At 45.5% G+C, this 16923-nt stretch carries 16 protein-coding genes and 1 pseudogene; 14 read left to right on the top strand and 3 right to left on the bottom strand.

Annotated features, from left to right (window positions below; translation table 11 throughout):
• Positions 1–155 precede the first annotated feature (155 nt).
• From LW728_RS19290 to LW728_RS19255, 9 genes and pseudogenes are all read left to right on the top strand, one after another.
• Complete coding sequence (locus LW728_RS19290) at positions 156–491, top strand: hypothetical protein (protein WP_287767730.1); 336 nt, start codon at positions 156–158, stop codon at positions 489–491.
• Positions 488–1099, top strand: a complete 612-nt coding sequence (locus tag LW728_RS19285; RefSeq protein ID WP_287670320.1) for a class II aldolase/adducin family protein — start codon at positions 488–490, stop codon at positions 1097–1099. Before LW728_RS19290 ends, LW728_RS19285 begins: the two co-directional genes overlap by 4 nt.
• A gap of 106 nt (positions 1100–1205) precedes the next feature.
• On the top strand, positions 1206–1409 hold the full coding sequence (locus LW728_RS19280; RefSeq protein WP_043997706.1) for a hypothetical protein: 204 nt from the start codon (positions 1206–1208) through the stop codon (positions 1407–1409).
• 169 nt (positions 1410–1578) lie between these two features.
• On the top strand, positions 1579–2994 hold the full coding sequence (argH, locus tag LW728_RS19275; RefSeq protein WP_002759216.1) for an argininosuccinate lyase: 1416 nt from the start codon (positions 1579–1581) through the stop codon (positions 2992–2994).
• 264 nt (positions 2995–3258) lie between these two features.
• Positions 3259–3714: an NUDIX hydrolase gene (locus LW728_RS19270; RefSeq protein ID WP_106908493.1), complete on the top strand. Its 456-nt coding sequence runs from the start codon at positions 3259–3261 to the stop codon at positions 3712–3714.
• Positions 3715–3789: 75 nt separating this feature from the next.
• Positions 3790–4164: a Pepco domain-containing protein gene (locus LW728_RS19265; protein ID WP_287767726.1), complete on the top strand. Its 375-nt coding sequence runs from the start codon at positions 3790–3792 to the stop codon at positions 4162–4164.
• Positions 4157–4867: pseudogene (locus LW728_RS23460) on the top strand (caspase family protein); the annotation flags it as partial. The gene LW728_RS19265 and the pseudogene LW728_RS23460, both read left to right, overlap by 8 nt.
• Positions 4868–4990: 123 nt before the next feature.
• Complete coding sequence (locus tag LW728_RS23455) at positions 4991–6037, top strand: formylglycine-generating enzyme family protein (RefSeq protein ID WP_409786561.1); 1047 nt, start codon at positions 4991–4993, stop codon at positions 6035–6037.
• Positions 6038–6552: 515 nt separating this feature from the next.
• On the top strand, positions 6553–6789 hold the full coding sequence (locus LW728_RS19255; protein WP_287767723.1) for a ribbon-helix-helix protein, CopG family: 237 nt from the start codon (positions 6553–6555) through the stop codon (positions 6787–6789).
• A 268-nt stretch (positions 6790–7057) separates the two neighbouring features.
• Here the strand turns inward: LW728_RS19255 and LW728_RS19250 are convergent, their stop codons facing one another.
• Positions 7058–8140 carry a molecular chaperone DnaJ gene (locus LW728_RS19250; protein ID WP_287767721.1) on the bottom strand — a complete coding sequence of 361 codons (1083 nt, stop codon included), beginning with the start codon at positions 8138–8140 and terminating at the stop codon, positions 7058–7060.
• Positions 8141–8538: 398 nt separating this feature from the next.
• Between LW728_RS19250 and LW728_RS19245 the strand changes: the two genes are divergently transcribed.
• From LW728_RS19245 to LW728_RS19225, 5 genes are all read left to right on the top strand, one after another.
• Entirely contained in the window at positions 8539–9897 is a 1359-nt protein-coding gene (locus LW728_RS19245) for a CmpA/NrtA family ABC transporter substrate-binding protein (protein WP_287767720.1), read from the top strand.
• A gap of 112 nt (positions 9898–10009) precedes the next feature.
• A complete protein-coding gene (gene ntrB / locus LW728_RS19240; RefSeq protein ID WP_287767733.1) occupies positions 10010–10840 on the top strand; it encodes a nitrate ABC transporter permease in 831 nt (276 codons plus the stop codon).
• Positions 10841–10910: 70 nt separating this feature from the next.
• Complete coding sequence (locus LW728_RS19235) at positions 10911–12929, top strand: ABC transporter ATP-binding/substrate-binding protein (RefSeq protein WP_287767717.1); 2019 nt, start codon at positions 10911–10913, stop codon at positions 12927–12929.
• Between the two features lie 79 nt (positions 12930–13008).
• The gene (locus tag LW728_RS19230) at positions 13009–13848 is read left to right on the top strand and encodes a nitrate ABC transporter ATP-binding protein (RefSeq protein ID WP_002800908.1); all 840 of its coding nucleotides are present in this window, start codon (positions 13009–13011) and stop codon (positions 13846–13848) included.
• A 286-nt stretch (positions 13849–14134) separates the two neighbouring features.
• A complete protein-coding gene (locus tag LW728_RS19225; protein ID WP_002800917.1) occupies positions 14135–14608 on the top strand; it encodes a phosphate-starvation-inducible PsiE family protein in 474 nt (157 codons plus the stop codon).
• Positions 14609–14774: 166 nt separating this feature from the next.
• Here LW728_RS19225 and LW728_RS19220 read toward each other — a convergent pair whose 3' ends face one another.
• On the bottom strand, positions 14775–15257 hold the full coding sequence (locus tag LW728_RS19220; protein WP_002800919.1) for an SH3 domain-containing protein: 483 nt from the start codon (positions 15255–15257) through the stop codon (positions 14775–14777).
• 12 nt (positions 15258–15269) lie between these two features.
• Complete coding sequence (locus tag LW728_RS19215) at positions 15270–16775, bottom strand: Ycf46 family AAA ATPase (RefSeq protein ID WP_002800920.1); 1506 nt, start codon at positions 16773–16775, stop codon at positions 15270–15272.
• Between the last annotated feature and the right edge of the window lie 148 nt (positions 16776–16923).

The raw sequence follows: 16923 nt of genomic DNA, 5'->3' as shown, positions 1-16923 counted from the left end.
ATTTTGGGATTATGAAGAAGATATTTAATCTTTTAATCAACCTTAAACTATTTACTTTTCCTAATCTCCACAATTACGATGCTTTTTCATGTCTTATTTGAAAACGCTATATAGCTAAAAATTGAGTTTAGTATCAAGGAAAACTAGAATTGTCTATGAACACATTTACTCCCCATCAAATTGTTAGTTTATTCTGCAAAAATCGAACTTTATACGGAGAAGTAATTCAGGTGATCGAAAGTCGTTCGGCTCTTTGGGTGCGTCCTCTTTGGTTAATTGTAGCCGATAATTTTGAGACAATTGATGTGCGGGAAGGTTCCGATTTAATCCTGCCGATGGACTTATTTAACCCAGCCTTAGATACGGAAGTTTTACCCCTATTCTCCCAAGTAATTAAAGATAATTATATCACTAATATTTCCTATCCTCTCCAGGAATTTGTGCAGCAAGTTTGTCAAAGTTATCCCGAATATTTTCAGAAAAATCTATGATTGATGAAGGTTACGTTAAATACAATTGTACTTGGATTCCTGACCGTCCCTTAATAAGCTCAGAGATTGCAGAATTAAATTATTGGCGCAATCGCCTCTATCAACTGGGATTAATCGGTCAATACGATAACGGAATCGGTTTTGGGAATGTGAGTAAACGAGGAAAAATAGACAAAGAAATCATTATTTCTGGCACTAACACTGGGGGTATCTCAGTATTAAATGAATCCCATTACACCACAGTTATAGACTACGATTGGAGAGAAAATTGGGTCACTTGTCGGGGAACAATCGCCGCTTCTTCGGAAACTCTCACCCATGGAGCGATTTATGAAGCGAATCCCCAGATTAATGGGGTGATTCATATTCATCATCGCCCCCTGTGGCAAAATTTAATGTATCGAGTGCCGACCACTCAAGAAAATATCGCCTATGGAACCCCAGAAATGGCCGCAGAAATTATCCGTTTATGTCAAGAAGAGCGTCTAGAAGAGCAACAAATTTTAGTGATGAGTGGTCATGAGGAAGGAATTATCGCCTTTGGGCAAGATTTAGCAAAAGCGGGCAACTTATTATTATCCTATTACCAGCAATCTCAGTCATCTTGAAAGTGACCTCCTTTCCAACTCACCACCGAGGAGAAAAAAGTGGTTTTGATTTAGTCGTTTTCATGTTAACTTGTTCTGTAGATTTTCGTTTTTGAGGAATGCCATAGTGATCGACATCTTCCATCATCTATCTGTCTCGATCGACTTTTCGCCCCTTACCAATGTCTTGATGACTATTTTGGATCAAGACGTGGATGTCATCGGGAATTTCCAGAAATCCTTCTCAAATTTCGTCAAAACTGGGCAAGTATGGGCCCTATTAATCGGTTTCATTGTCGGTTATATGTTTCGAGGTTTTACCTCTTATTAGCTTTTCGCCTATCAGCCTTCAGCCAGAGTGAGCAATTCTTGCTATTCTTATGCTTGTAGAGTTGGAGATTTTTCTAACCTGAAGCGGTAATGCTATCAGCACCAGATTATCCCTAAAAATTGCCTAGCATATTTTGGTTAACTTTATACACAATCATCTAACGAAAACAGTGACAGCAAAGAAAACTTGGAGCGATCGCTTTGAAGGTAGTCTCCATCCTACGATCGTAGAATTTAACGCCAGTATTGGCTTTGATATCGAATTAATCGAGTATGATCTCACCGGATCGATAGCTCACGCTAAAATGCTCGCCTATACGGGTATTATCAGCCCCGAAGAAGCTGATAGTCTCGTCTCTGGATTGGAACAAATTCGTCAAGAATACCGCACTGGCAACTTTAACCCCGGCATCGATCAAGAGGACGTGCATTTTGCCGTGGAACGTCGTTTAACCGAGATCGTGGGAGATGTGGGCAAAAAACTGCACACGGCCCGTTCGCGCAACGATCAGGTAGGAACGGATATACGTCTGTATCTTAGACAACAAATCGATGATATTAGGCAAGAAATTCGCAATTTTCAGCAAGCTTTAGTCAATCACGCTGAAAACCATCTGGAAACCCTGATCCCTGGTTATACCCACCTACAGCGCGCTCAACCGATTAGTTTAGCCCATCATCTCCTCGCTTATTTTCAAATGGCCGAACGGGATCACCAAAGATTGGGGGAAATTCGCGCTAGGACTAATATTTCGCCCCTAGGATGCGGGGCCTTAGCGGGGACGACTTTTCCCATCGATCGTCATTACAGTGCCAATTTACTCGATTTTGAGCAGGTGTATAACAATAGTCTCGATGGAGTCAGCGATCGAGATTTTGCCATTGAATTTATGACGGCCGCTAGTCTGATTATGGTCCACCTGAGCCGTTTGAGCGAAGAAATGATTCTCTGGTCTTCCCAAGAATTTAGTTTTATCACTCTCACCGATAGTTGTGCCACGGGATCTAGCATTATGCCCCAGAAAAAAAACCCCGATGTTCCCGAATTAGTGCGCGGCAAAACAGGGCGGGTTTTTGGGCATTTACAAGCGTTATTGACCTTAATGAAGGGTTTACCCCTAGCCTATAACAAAGACTTGCAGGAGGACAAGGAAGCGTTATTTGATGGCGTTAAAACCGTGCGGATTTGTTTACAAGCGATGACGGTACTTTTAGCCACCGGGATTCAATTTAAAACCGACCGATTAGCTAACGCGGTGGCGGAAGATTTTTCTAATGCGACGGATGTGGCGGATTATTTAGCCAGTAAGGGAATTCCCTTCCGAGAAGCTTATAATTTAGTCGGGAAAGTCGTTAAAAGCAGTTTGGCAGCGGGTAAGTTATTAAAAGATTTAACCCTGACGGAATGGCAAGAATTACATCCAGCTTTTGAGGCCGATATCTACGACGCGATCGCTCCTCGTCAGGTAGTAGCGGCCCGTAATAGCTATGGTGGCACAGGTTTTGAACAAGTGCGATCGGCTTTAATTCAAGCTAAAGCCATTCTCGATCATCGAAAATTTGCGTCTGAAACCCCGCCGTTCTAGGTTGGCTTTACGTTAGAATTAAAAGGCCAGTCTCGAAAACCAAGTGTGTGTAAGACAGTACATGGTTTTTTAACTGTGGTATGCGACGGTGGTGGAAGCAGAAACTTAAATCGTGAGGTTTAGGAATCGCCGCACTTTTAGGGCGGCGAGGATGTCAAGATTGATATTGTTAGGGGTTGGGGGATAGGTGTTAGGCAATAGGCAATAGGCAAAAGTCCTAACTCCAGTAATCCCGTCCCCTTTTTTTATTTTTTAGCTTTATATATGGGTCGTGTTTGGCATTTTATTAAAAGTGTGATGGGAATTATCTTTCGTCATCCTGTAACTGGGGTGACAATGATTCCGCTGCTTGCTGATGGTACAATTGTTTTAATCCGACGCAGAGACACCGGCAAATGGGCCCTACCGGGGGGAATGGTCGATTGGGGGGAAGATATTTTTAATACTGCTCAAAGGGAATTAAAAGAGGAAACAGGATTAAATTTAGTCAGTTTAGGGCGTTTAGTCGGGGTTTATTCCTCTTTTGAGCGTGATCCGCGCATTCACTCCATTTCAGTTTTAATTGAAGTGACAGCTGCGGGGAATTTTCAGATCAAAGATACATTAGAAGTTAGCGAGGTGAGAGCTTTTAGCGTCGAAACTTTACCTCTAGGCAATCTCAGTCACGACAATGATCGCCAACTAGAAGATTATCTCAGGGGTGCCACTGTAGTGGCTTGATGTCGAGGGAAAGATAGTGGAGTTAGAATGTTTGGTTAAAGGCAAGTGAGATAACATTTAGGGGAAATCAACACAATGACCGAAGATATCGCGACTCCCAGCAAAATATGGATTATTACGGGTGATGATCTTCAAAAAACGCCCACCGGCGCTAGAAGTAGCCGTGATACCGGGGGAAGGCTTGAAGGAAAGGAAAAATCGCCCGAAGTTGCGGCCACCGAAAGAAGTCAAGTGGATGTGTCCAAACTGAAGCTAGAAATGCAGGGCTTTCTCAAAGCGATGCGGGAAATGCTCAATGAAGCCGATCCTCCAGGCGCTAAAATCCGGCTCGATGAAGTGGAACTGTCTGTAGAAATTAATGGGGAAGGACAAGTTAGCCTGTTTGGGATCGGGGGCAAAGCAGGAGGGAAAGGAGCGATGACATTTAAGTTCAAGAGAAAAGATGGCTAAAAACTGGGTGATAGCGATCGGCATCAACGAGTATGACAACCTCAAGCCACTGAAATACGCCAAGAAAGACGCGGAAGCGATCAAAGCTTGGTGTGAAGGGGAGGGAGGATTCGATCACAGTGGGATATTTCTCTTTACCGAAGATTCTCCACCCATTCCTGCTAGTCCCCCCATTCCCACGCAGCCAACCTACGGTCGTCTCAAGCGGTTTCTTCAGAAGCAGTTCGAGACTCCCCTGCTTAAGTCTGGAGACAATCTCTGGTTTTTCTTTGCTGGTCATGGCAGGCGCTATCAAGACAAAGACTATCTGATGCTGCCAGATAGTGATCCGGGCAATGTAAGAGAAACGGCTGTATCGGTGGATTATGTCACCGAGCGGCTGCGGCGGTCTGGGGCGGATAACGTCGTACTATTGTTAGATGCCTGTCGAGATGAGGACAGCCGAGGCGGTCTGGGCATTGGAGAAGAGGAGCATCAGGGAGTCATAACCTTTTATTCCTGTACTGCCAATCAGCAATCTTGGGAGATCGATGAGTTGCAACAAGGCTCATTTACTCATGGGCTGCTGGAAGGATTGCGGCGGCGAGGAGAAGCCAATTGTGCTACGGTCGAGCGTTTAGACGAATATCTGCGCCGTCAAGTCGAGCAAACTAACGCTAGATATGGGAAACCGAGACAGAATCCCTATCTAAAAGCAGAACCGCCCCACAAGCTCTATTTTATTTTGTTAGAACAAGTTGCCACGCTTAGGGACGTGCAACCCCTAAAGTATCAAGCTTCCTTAGCAGAAAATAGGGGCGACCTTGACTTAGCTGAACAGTTATGGATTCGTGTCTTAGGAGCATCTCGTGGCGATTTAGATGCGATCGAAGCTATCAAGCGCATCGCTCTAAGACAGTCTTCGATTCTTTTTACGCGTCGCGAATACGTCACGGGGTCCGAGGGAAATAGGTCATCGACCCCTAAACCTTCTCAAGAAATTGGACTCAAGGTATTTAACTTTGAGGTGGTGCGAGTAAATGCGAAGGGTGAGCAAATCAAAAAAGAGTCGAAGCAGTCCCAATATTTCGCCCAAGATTTGGGCAACGGCATCACCCTAGAAATGGTCGCCATCCCGGGGGGTACATTCACGATGGGAACAGAAGACGAGGAAATCGAAAGACTGGTAAAAAAATTTGGTTGGGAAGGATTTAGAAAGGAAAGACCACAACATGAAGTAACTGTCCCACCCTTCTTTATAGGTAAATATCCCATCACCCAGGCCCAGTGGAAAGCGATCGCCTCTCGTACCGATTTAAAAGTTAAACAAGACCTTGATCTCAACCCGGCCCATTTTAAAGACCGTCCCGATAGCGATCGCCGGCCCGTGGAAAAAGTCAACTGGGACCATGCGATCGAGTTCTGTGCAAGATTATCAAAGCTGACCGGAAGGGAATACCGACTACCGAGTGAGGCGGAATGGGAGTACGCTTGTCGTGCTGGAACCACCACCCCATTTTACTTTGGGGAAACCATTACCGGGGAATTGGCCAACTACAAGTCCGGCGAAACCTACGCCGATGAACCGAACGGAGAATATCGACGACAAACGACTCCTGTGGGACAATTTCCCCCCAATGCCTTTGGACTGTACGATATGCACGGCAATGTCTGGGAATGGTGCGCCGATACTTGGCATGATAATTATCATGGTGCGCCGACGGATGGCAGTGTCTGGACAGAAAATGGGGATGATAATTGTTCTTCTCTGCGGGGCGGTTCTTGGTCCTTCAATCCTGCCTGCCGTTCCGCTTACCGCTTCGACCTCCCCCGCCGCGTCTACTACTACGAATTCGGTTTTCGGGTGGTGTGCGGGGCTGGGAGGACTCTGTAACCCTTTTTCCCTTTTTTTCCCTTTTTACCCTTATTCCCTATTTTTTCTTTTTTCTTTTCTTTCCCGCCCTTAGGCGGGTCGATTTTTTTGAGAAAATGGCGTTAATGTTAAATTTTATTAAGGCAATGAAAGAATTATCGGTTATCAGTTGGGAAGGTGGTGTTATATTATGGGCAGTAAAGTTGCTCAAAAAGCTGGTCAGTTTGCTATTAGAATAGTAAACGCTGATAAATATCTCAGCCCAGAAAAGAAAGAAGTTATCCTGTTATAATAAAGTTAATTGATAAGTAGGTAGGCGTTAAAAATTATCAGATGCCCCCTTATCAAGGGGGATCCCCCCGCCTACCGGCACCCCCCTTATCAAGGGGGATCCCCCCGCCTACCGGCACCCCCCTTATCAAGGGGGATCCCCCCGCCTACCGGCACCCCCCTTATCAAGGGGGGCAGGGGGGATCGAACCTAAAGTCCATTTTTCATTTAATTATAACCAGCTACTTATTTGCTTAATTTAAGTTATGAACTTCAATCTTTATCTGGAAGATGAATTAAGTCAGCAACTACAGGCTTTATCTCACTCTACAGGCAAATCCCAGAATGCTTTGATTCGAGAAGCAATACAGCTTTTAATTACCACAAAAGAACAGTCTCAATGGTCGTCAACTATCCTTAATTTTCAAGGTATAAGTGATGGTATTATTTTTGAAGCTTATAGAGAGGAACTTTCCCCACCTAGAGAAGATGAGGTGATTTAGTGCTGGTTTTGCTCGATACTTGTACGATTAGTGATTTTGTCAAAGGTGATAGCAACACTCTAGGGCAGATCAAAAATCATACTAAATCTGGTTATTGAAAACTGATTATTTATTCCCCCTTTTGTCTTTTGCATGAGTAGAAAACGGGTTTCTCGGAGAAACCCGTTTTCTGTGCATTACTCAACGGATTTAAAAATTAGGCAAAACCCCACACCCTGCCCCCACAAGAAACTTTTTGCCGCAAACCCTAAATATTGGCTTTCTCTCTTTAACGGCTGATTCCGCGAAGTTGCTCCAGAAGTTGATCAAGAATGTCTTCCATCTCTTCCGGGCTTCTGCCCATCCTGACCGGTCCGCGCAGAAACTCTTTAACCGTTATCTTTTTATCGCGAAAGTCACGGACAAAATTATAGATTTTTTCGGTGGATTGAACTTGTAATTTCATCTCCTCTAGCATTTGCTCAATCGGGTCGATGCCATCCTTCTCACAAGCGCGACTGGCCCTCACCATCTCGCCTTCCGGGGTATTTCGCACCGAGCGCAGTTCTCTTTTCAGGTTCTCGTATTGCTTTTTAAGTAGTTCGTTATTGGTTTCAACCCTCTCGCACTGTCGTTTAAGGTCGCTTTCCGATGAGCCTTCAACCGCGAAAGAGTCCCCCATTTGATGCTGTCGTTCGATTTCGAGCAGTTTGGCAATATCTCCCTCTTTATAGGCACGGTTGACCTCCTTCATGATCTCATTGTGACGCATCCGAGTTTCGGGATCCGTAACCTTGTCGGGGTGAAAAATCTCAGCCATTCTCAGGAAAGTGCGGCGTATTTGTCTAGATTCGGGAGATTTAGGCGAGCTTTCAGGTGATATCTCTGTTCCATCATCGTTACGGCCGTAGGAGTCTCCCCCAGAGAAGAAATCCTGCGCGGATTGCTCCGATGATCCTTCCGACTCTTCGTCTCCGAAAAGTTCGTCTAGTTCTTCATCTTCATCCTCAAATTTTGGGCTAATCACCCCCGTTAACTGAAGTGTCTCGTAAATTCCGAGAATCCTTTTTTTTGTCTGCTGCCCCATTTTTCTAGCAGTGAGGATTTCGTCAAAAAGGGCGTGTATTTCGCTGTCGAGGTCGATAAGTTTTTGATAGAGGGGTTGCCCTCTCTGGAAAATCTCTGTCGCCAAGGAACGCATCTGGTCGAGGAATTTCTTCAGTTCGTTGCGTTTTCTGCCAATCTGCTTGAGGAGCCACTGATGCTCCTCCTCTAAAGCTTGGAGACGAAAATGTAGGGAAGACAGCGCCAAGGCAGGAGAGGTAGGCGAATCAGAGGAGTTCGGTGATTTCGGCTGTTTGGATCTGGTCATTACTTTGGGGTGAAAGCATATTGTCCATTCTACCAAGCCGCAAGGAACCGCATTCCTAAAACTCACCCTTGGCTCATTTTGTTGTTTCTCCCTACTCCCATCACCCCATCACCCCTGCGCCGGCGCTCCTGCGGAAACCTTTTTAAGTGCCTAGAAGCTAGATATATCAATGGTCTTAATTAATTCTTATCAATCGAATTAAATTTTTGTAAATAAAATTCTCGATCAGATTAATTATTTTTTCCAAATTCCGCTAGACTTATTTAGTAAGTTCAATCGAGATTCAATATTCCATAGCTAAATTTCTATAGCACAGGCTAGAAGGAAAGTTTAGCGAGGAATTCCTTTACCCATAATTCAGCACACATATTTGCTTTAGCAGCAGGTAGGAGGATTCTATGTCAAATTTTTCGAGACGGAAATTTTTAACCACGGCGGCGGTTTCAGCGGCAGGGGCTGTTGTCCTCAAAGGTTGTTTGGGTAATCCCCCCGACAGTACGGGTGGAACCACCACCACCGCGCCCGCTTCCCCGGCAGCCTCTCCCGTAGCGGTGGCCCCCGGAGAGGCCCCCGAAACCACCAAAATTAAATTAGGTTATATTCCTATCGTTGAGGCCGCACCCTTAATTATTGCCAAGGAAAAAGGCTTTTTTGCTAAATACGGGATGGCCGATGTGGAAGTCTCCAAACAAGCAAACTGGGGATCCGCTAGAGATAACGTGGAAATTGGGGCAGATGCGGGCGGAATTGACGGAGGACAGTGGCAAATGCCCATGCCTTACCTAATTTCCGAGGGACTAATCACCAAAAATAACGTTAAAGTCCCCATGTATGTGTTAGCGCAGTTAAACACCCAGGGTAACGGAATTGCGATCGCAGGTAAACACGAGGGCAAAAATATCGGTTTAGACCTGAAACCCGCCAAAGATTACATCCTCGCCATGAAAACGACGGGAACTCCCTTTAAAGCCGCCTATACCTTCCCGAAAGCTAACCAAGACTTCTGGATTCGTTACTGGTTAGCCGCCGGTGGTATTAACCCCGATACGGATATTAACCTAATTGCGGTTCCTGCCGCCCAAACCGTGGCCAACATGAAAACGGGAACCATGGATGCGTTTAGTACCGGCGATCCTTGGCCGGCGAGAATTGTGGCTGATCAGATCGGTTTTATGTCAGCTTTAACCGCAGAAATCTGGCCCTATCACCCGGAAGAATACCTCGCTATCCGTGCCGATTGGGTGGATAAAAACCCAAAAGCCACCAAGGCCCTATTAAAAGGAATTATGGAAGCGCAGCAATGGCTCGATCAAGAGGCAAATCGGGCAGAAGCGGCAGCAATTCTCGCTAAACCGGCTTATTTCAACCTCAAAGAAGAAATTATCGCCGGTCCCCTCAAAGGAATGCAGAAAATGGGTGACGGTAAACCGGAAATCACCGACAAAAATAAAGGGGTTTTCTACTGGAAAGATCCCGCCGGTAGCGTTTCCTATCCCTACAAGAGTCATGATCTCTGGTTTTTAACCGAAAGTGTTCGTTGGGGTTTCTTGCCGAAAGAAACTTTAACCACTGCCTCAGCCTTAATCGACAAAGTTAACCGCGAGGATCTTTGGAAAGCGGCAGCCACAGAATTAGGAGTTCCCGCGGCCGATATTCCCACCAGTACCTCCCGGGGTGTCGAAAAATTCTTTGATGGCAAAACTTTTGATCCTGCCAATCCCCAAGCTTATCTCGATAGTTTGGCGATCAAAAAATAGCGAGCTTTTCTCGATAGGCTAGGGGCATAAAATATCTAGTCTATTAATCCCAAAAATGTTTTCTTCTCTTCCCAATCAAGTAACTTTATCTTCAACAAAGGAAAACGGCAAAATGGCAAGTAGCGTCAGCAGAAAAAGTAACGGTGGTTTCAACTTCAGTAAATTCTGGAAAAAGCATTCCCATGACATTCTTCCCCCGATTATCGGTACCCTGGGTTTTCTGATTGTTTGGCAATTAGTCTCGATGCTGGGATTAATCAAATTACCCCCCCCATCCGACCTAATCACCAATGAGCGTACCCGTACTTATTTAATGTATCCTTTCTTTGATCGTGGGGGCATTGATAAGGGACTATTCTGGCAAACTTTAGCCAGTCTGCAACGGGTATTAATCGGTTATTCTTTTGCCGCAGTGGTGGGTATTGGCGTTGGGATTATGGTCGGTTTAAATTCTTTCTTAAATAAGGCCCTCGATCCCCTTTTCCAATTCCTGAGAACAGTTCCTCCTCTTGCTTGGGTTCCCCTATCTTTGGCCGCTTTACAACAAAATCAACCAGCTGCTTTATTCGTTATCTTTATTACCGCAGTTTGGCCGATTTTGATTAATACCACCGTCGGTGTCCAACAAATTCCCCAAGACTATATCAACGTTAAACAAGTCTTGCAATTGTCCAGCAAAAAATTCTTTTTCAAGATATTAATTCCCTCGGCACTTCCCTACATATTCACTGGTTTGAGAATTGCGATCGGTTTAGCTTGGTTAGCGATTATCGCCGCTGAAATCGTTATGTCGGGTATCGTCGGTATCGGTTTCTTTATCTGGGATGCCTACCAAAATAACTACATCAGCGATATTATTCTCGCGCTGTTTTATATCGGTGGTGTGGGTTTATTACTCGATCGCTTTATGGCTTGGTTGCAAAATCAAATCGTTCGTCAATAGGGAATCAATGGGGAAACTTTCCCCATTTCTAAATAACTGAAACTTGAGGAAATTTAAGGAGAAAAAAACTATGAGTTTGTTTGTCGCTGTCGATAACATCGATAAAGTATTCCCCCTCAGTGGTGGCGGTGAATATGTGGCCTTGAAAGGTATCGATTTACAGATAAAAAAAGGGGAATTTATCTCCCTTATCGGTCACTCTGGTTGTGGAAAATCTACCCTCTTAAACATGATCGCTGGTTTAGATTTGCCCACGGAAGGGGTGGTGACTTTGCAAGGTCAAAGCATTAAAAAACCGGGTCCTGATCGCATGGTAGTCTTCCAAAACTATTCCCTTTTACCCTGGTTAACCGTCAAAGAAAATATCACTCTGGCCGTCGATCAAGTTCTCACCCAACTATCAGAAGAAGAAAGAAAAGCCGAAGTCGAAAAATATATCGATCTGGTCAATCTTCGTCATGCAGTGGATAAACGTCCCAACGAATTATCGGGGGGGATGAAACAACGGGTAGCGATCGCTCGCGCCCTAGCCATTCGTCCGAAAGTCCTACTTTTAGATGAACCCTTTGGGGCGTTAGATGCCCTGACTAGAGGTAATCTACAGGAACAGTTAATGCAGCTGTGCGAAGAATACCAAATGACCTCGGTAATGGTGACGCACGATGTGGATGAAGCGGTGCTATTATCCGATCGCATCGTCATGCTCACCAACGGTCCCGGCTCAAAAATTGGCGGTATTTTGGAAGTAGATATCCCCCGTCCCCGCAAACGCATGGAAGTGGTGGAACACCCCAGTTACTACAGTCTCCGGAGTGAGATTATCTATTTCCTCAACCAACAAAAACGGATCAAAAAACTACGCGCTCGCAAAGTCGAAGTAATTGCCCGTCACGGTTTAGAAAAAGTCAATCTAGAAATCGGTTTTGTTCCCCTCACCGCTTGCGCGCCCCTAGCAGTGGCCAAAGAAAAGGGATTCTTTACTAAACATGGTCTAGATGAGGTGAATTTGGTCCGGGAAACCAGTTGGCGAGGCGTTGTGGACGGGATCGCGGGGGGATTCCTCGACGGGGCGCAAATGCCTTCGGGAATGCCCACCTGGTTAACCGTCGGTGGTTATCAGGAGCAACCTTTGCCGATTGTCAGCGCCCTGACTATGACTCGTAACGGTAACGGTGTCACCCTCGCTAAACGCTTCTATGACGAGGGAGTGATTGACGGTAACGCCTTAAGACAGATGCTATTGGAATCGAAGGAGCAGCGCCATATTTTTGGCATTGTTCACCCCTCCTCAATGCACAATTTGCTCCTGCGTTACTGGTTAGCGGCAGCGGGAATTGACCCCGATAAAGATGTTCACCTCGAAACTATTCCCCCGGCCCAAATGGTAGCCGACCTGAAAACCGGTAGTATTGACGGTTACTGTGTCGGTGAACCTTGGAATCTCAGGTCCGCCATGGAAGGTATCGGTTACACCGTCGCCACCGACTTAGAAATCTGGCAGGGCCACCCGGGTAAGGCCCTGGGAGTTCGGGAAGATTGGGCCAATAAATACCCTAATACCCACGTCGCTTTAGTTAAAGCACTGCTGGAAGGTTGTCGCTACTGTGCCGAGGAAGGGAATCAGGAAGAAATTCGTCAAATCCTCGCCAGTCGTCAGTATCTTAGTACCAATATCGATTATATCCAACTGGGTGATCCCAACTCCTATGCGTGCAGTCTCGATCGACCGATGAAAGAATATGCACACCATCTGTTCTATGGGGATGGGGTAAATCGTCCCAGTCGTACCGAACACCTCTGGATGATGACCCAAATGGCTCGCTGGGGCCACATTCCTTTCCCGCGTAACTGGGTAGAAATTCTCGAACGAGTCTGTCGGGTGGGTGTCTTTAGTACCGCAGCCCGGGAATTGGGTCTAGGGGATATTAAATATCGTCGCACACCGATCCTTTTATTCGATGGTATCGAGTTTGATGCCGAGGATCCGATCGGTTATCTCAATAGTTTAGAGATCAAACAAAACGTCACCATGGCCGAAGTGGCTATTGATGCTCGTCCTAGTGCCAGTGAATCTCGCAAAATTGCCTAAAAATCGACTAAGGGGATAATTCCTAACCAATTATCCCCGGCCATTGCTCCTATTAACTAATTTCCCCCAAAGACTAATCATGTACACTACCACCGACACCGTTAACCGAGCAACCCAGACCCCCAGTAAAGAAGCTTTTGTCACCATTGAAGGAGTTTCTAAGGTTTATCCCACTCCTAGAGGCCCCTACACTGTCCTCAAGGATGTTAATCTCAGCATCAATGAAGGTGAATTTATCTGTGTGATCGGTCACTCCGGTTGCGGTAAATCCACCCTATTAAATATGGTGTCGGGTTTTTCTTCTCCCACTGATGGCATCGTTAAAGTTAACGGTAAGAAAATTACTAAACCCGGGCCCGATCGCATGGTAGTGTTTCAAAACTATGCTTTATTGCCTTGGTTAAGTGTTTTTGAAAATGTCTATCTCGCGGTAGATGCGGTGTCTCCCAATGCTCCAGAGGCACAAAAACGCTCGATCGTGCGGGAACATTTAGCTATGGTGGGTTTAACCGAAGCTATGGACAAAACCCCTCCCCAAATCTCCGGGGGGATGAAACAACGGGTTTCGATCGCCCGGGCCCTTTCTATCCGTCCGGAAGTATTAATTCTCGATGAACCTTTCGGTGCGTTGGATGCGATTACCAAAGAGGAATTACAGGAAGAATTGCTGAAAATCTGGCAAGATAAACGCTGTACGGTGTTGATGATTACCCACGATATCGATGAGGCCCTTTTCCTCGCTGATAAGCTGGTAATGATGACCAATGGACCGGAAGCGAAAATCGGCGAAGTGATGAATATTCATTTCCCCCGTCCCCGCGATCGGGAGAGAATTATGGAGGACCCTGAATATTATCGTCTGCGTAACTATGCCCTCGACTTCCTCTATAATCGTTTCGCTCACGATGATGTCAGCTAGATGTGAGCATTTTATCAAGGGGGGATCAAGGGGGGATCAGCACCCCCCTTATCAAGGGGGGATCAAGGGGGGATCAGCACCCCCCTTATCAAGGGGGGATCAAGGGGGGATCAGCACCCCCCTTATTAAGGGGGGATCAAGGGGGGATCAGCACCCCCCTTATTAAGGGGGGATCAAGGGGAGATCAGCACCCCCTTTATCAAGGGGGGATATACTTACTTGTCAACTAAATAGAACAATTAGCAATAAAATACAATAATAATTTTTACTTTTTACTTAATCGATCATGCTCAAACAGATACGGAAACTACTTATCAATTTTGGTCAACAATGGCGCGATGAAGATTTCATGAGGTCGATTCATCTCATCGAAAACATAGTTTCTAAGGTTTTATCCGTAGCCTTAATTGTTGTTATTATTGTTTCTCTTTATGACCTAGTAGTTATCCTAATCAAAGACCTATTTACTACGGAACCCGTCGGTTTTTTTAGTAAAACTTTAATTGAAATCTTCGGATTATTTCTCAATATTTTGATCGCTTTAGAGTTATTAGAAAACGTCACTGCTTACCTAAGAAAACACATCGTACAGGTTGAATTAGTCGTAGTTACGGCTTTAATTGCCATCTCTCGAAAAATTATTATTTTTGACCCCAATAAATACAGTAAAGATGATTTAATTGCCCTCACTGTGGGAACCTTAGCTTTAGCGGCAAGTTATTGGTTAATCAGAAAAGTTAATCGCGATAATCGCTCTTGAAGTAGTGATTAAGTACCCAGACAGGATTAATCACAGATATTTTTGACTTCTGGAGTTGAGCAGTTCTGGGGTTCTCTCCTTCCAGAGTGTCAATTTAACTTTGTCCAATTACTGATTAGGGAAAGGGGTAGATTTAGAAAACCTAAAACCTAACCCTTCTAAATATTTACTCGACTCTAGAAATATTACCCGCTTTAATCCAACCTTCGCGACCATCGGACAGACGCACGCGATGCCATTGGCCATCGCTGCTGGTTCCCACCACACTGACTTTAGTATTATAATCCAGACCGCCGAGACGAGTCGATTCACTGGTAGGTTCAGAGCGCAAACTTAAACCGCTTTGCCATGTCACCCGCGCTTGATAACCCTCGGATTTGGTTTCTCTTTTTGTTTCTTCGGGACTGGGTTTCGGGGAAGCTTTTGGTGCTGGTGCAGCTGTGGGAGACTCTTTCACCTCAGCTTGGGGTTTAGCAGCTTTTTCCTCCTTAGTTTCCTCTTTTTTCTCCTCGGTAAAGACGGGTTTAGGAGGATTAGAATTCATACCGGAGAGAAGCATATAGGCGACAGCAGTAGCCCCACCGACCAAAATCGCCACTCCCATGACAAAACCGAGCATAAATTGCAATAAACCGGATAAACGCTTCATATTGGTGCTAAATTAACTGTTAGGATTGACATTAAAACGATCATCGCGAGAGGCTAAACGAGCTTTACCGGACTTAGCCCAATCCTGTAGAAATTGAATCTGTTCTTGGGCAGTGCGAGCCAGGGGTATAATCTGACTAGCGGCCTCAAGCACATCATCGGTGCTAAAGTCGCGATTTTGACTAAACCCGATGTGCATCGCTTCCACGATGGTTTGTTCGATTTCTGCCCCCGAAAAATCGGGAGTTTCGTAGGCTAATCGCTTTATATCATAACTTTTCAGATTATGGGGCCGCACTTTCCCCAAATGAACGCTAAAAATCTCCTCGCGGGACTTTTGGCTAGGTAGTCCGACAAAAAATATCTCATCGAAGCGTCCTTTTCGCAACATTTCCGGGGGCAGAGATTGGATGTTATTAGCTGTAGCGACGACAAAAACCGGCGATTGTTTCTCGGCTAACCAAGTGATAAAAGTCCCGAAAACCCGCCCGGTGGTTCCCCCGTCGCCTTTCCCATCCACTCCGGCGAAAGCTTTATCGATTTCGTCTATCCACAGCACACAGGGAGCTAAAGCTTCGGCGAGATTAATCATCTGACGGGTACGCGATTCCGATTCTCCCACCAATCCGCCAAATAAACGCCCCACGTCTAGACGCAGTAGGGGTAAGTGCCAATGATGGGAAATAGCTTTCGCTGTCAGGGATTTACCCGTCCCTTGAATTCCCACCAATAGTAAACCCCGGGGATTGGGTAAACCGTAGGCGCGGGCGCGTTCACTAAAGGCACCACCGCGACGAATCAGCCAATCTTTGAGGTTATCTAGGCCGCCGATGTCAGAAATCTGCTCTGTGGCGGGATAAAAGTCTAATATCTGGGTTTGACGAATCGATTGGCGTTTTTCTGCCAAAATTAATTCCACGTCCTCTGGCTCAATTTTGCCGTGACTGGCTAAACATTTGGCTAAAACCCGACGAATTCTCTCTAGGGATAATCCTTGGGCAGAAAGCACTAATTCATCCAGGAGTGGTTCTTTGACGGGTTGTCCGGTGGCGGCGATTAATCGCTGGATTTCCTGTTTAATTTCTTCGCCACTGGGGAGGGGAAAATCGACGACGGTGATTACTTCGGTTAGATCCGAGGGGATAGACAGTTCGGGAGCGACGATAATTAGGTTTTTGGGCTGAGATTTCAGAGAACGGGCCAGATTTCGCAATTTTCTGGCGATGGCAATATCTTCTAAAAAGCGCTGGAAATCGCGTAAAATTATGATCGCGGCGATGTTAGTCGGCAGCTTTTCGACGAATTCAAGAGCTTGCAGGGGATTACGCCGAGCAAAGTTCTCGTTATTGGGATTATCTTGATAACCATCCACAAAATCCCAGACATAGACAGCACGGTTATTGCTCTGTTTGGCAATATCGGCGATCGCTTTTTCCAGACGTTCTTCTTCTAGGGTGGTAGTATAGATGAGAGGATAACGGGCCCGCAGCAGTAATTCAAATTCTTCACCAAAGCTCATAGCTATTCGTCTATAGTTTTTGCTATTTATATCGTCATCGAAAATTTGGGTCTGAAACCCCGTCGTTCTACGACGGCTTTACTGTTAAATATTAGCGCATTTACAAAATATATGCTAAAATGTGAGACATGGAAAAAGCCTATTCTTA

Origin of the sequence: Microcystis sp. 49638_E5 (assembly GCF_021300285.1) — a bacterium.
In the GTDB taxonomy this organism is placed as follows: Bacteria; Cyanobacteriota; Cyanobacteriia; order Cyanobacteriales; family Microcystaceae; genus Microcystis; species Microcystis aeruginosa_C.
This window is presented reverse-complemented; position numbering and strand designations above follow the sequence as displayed.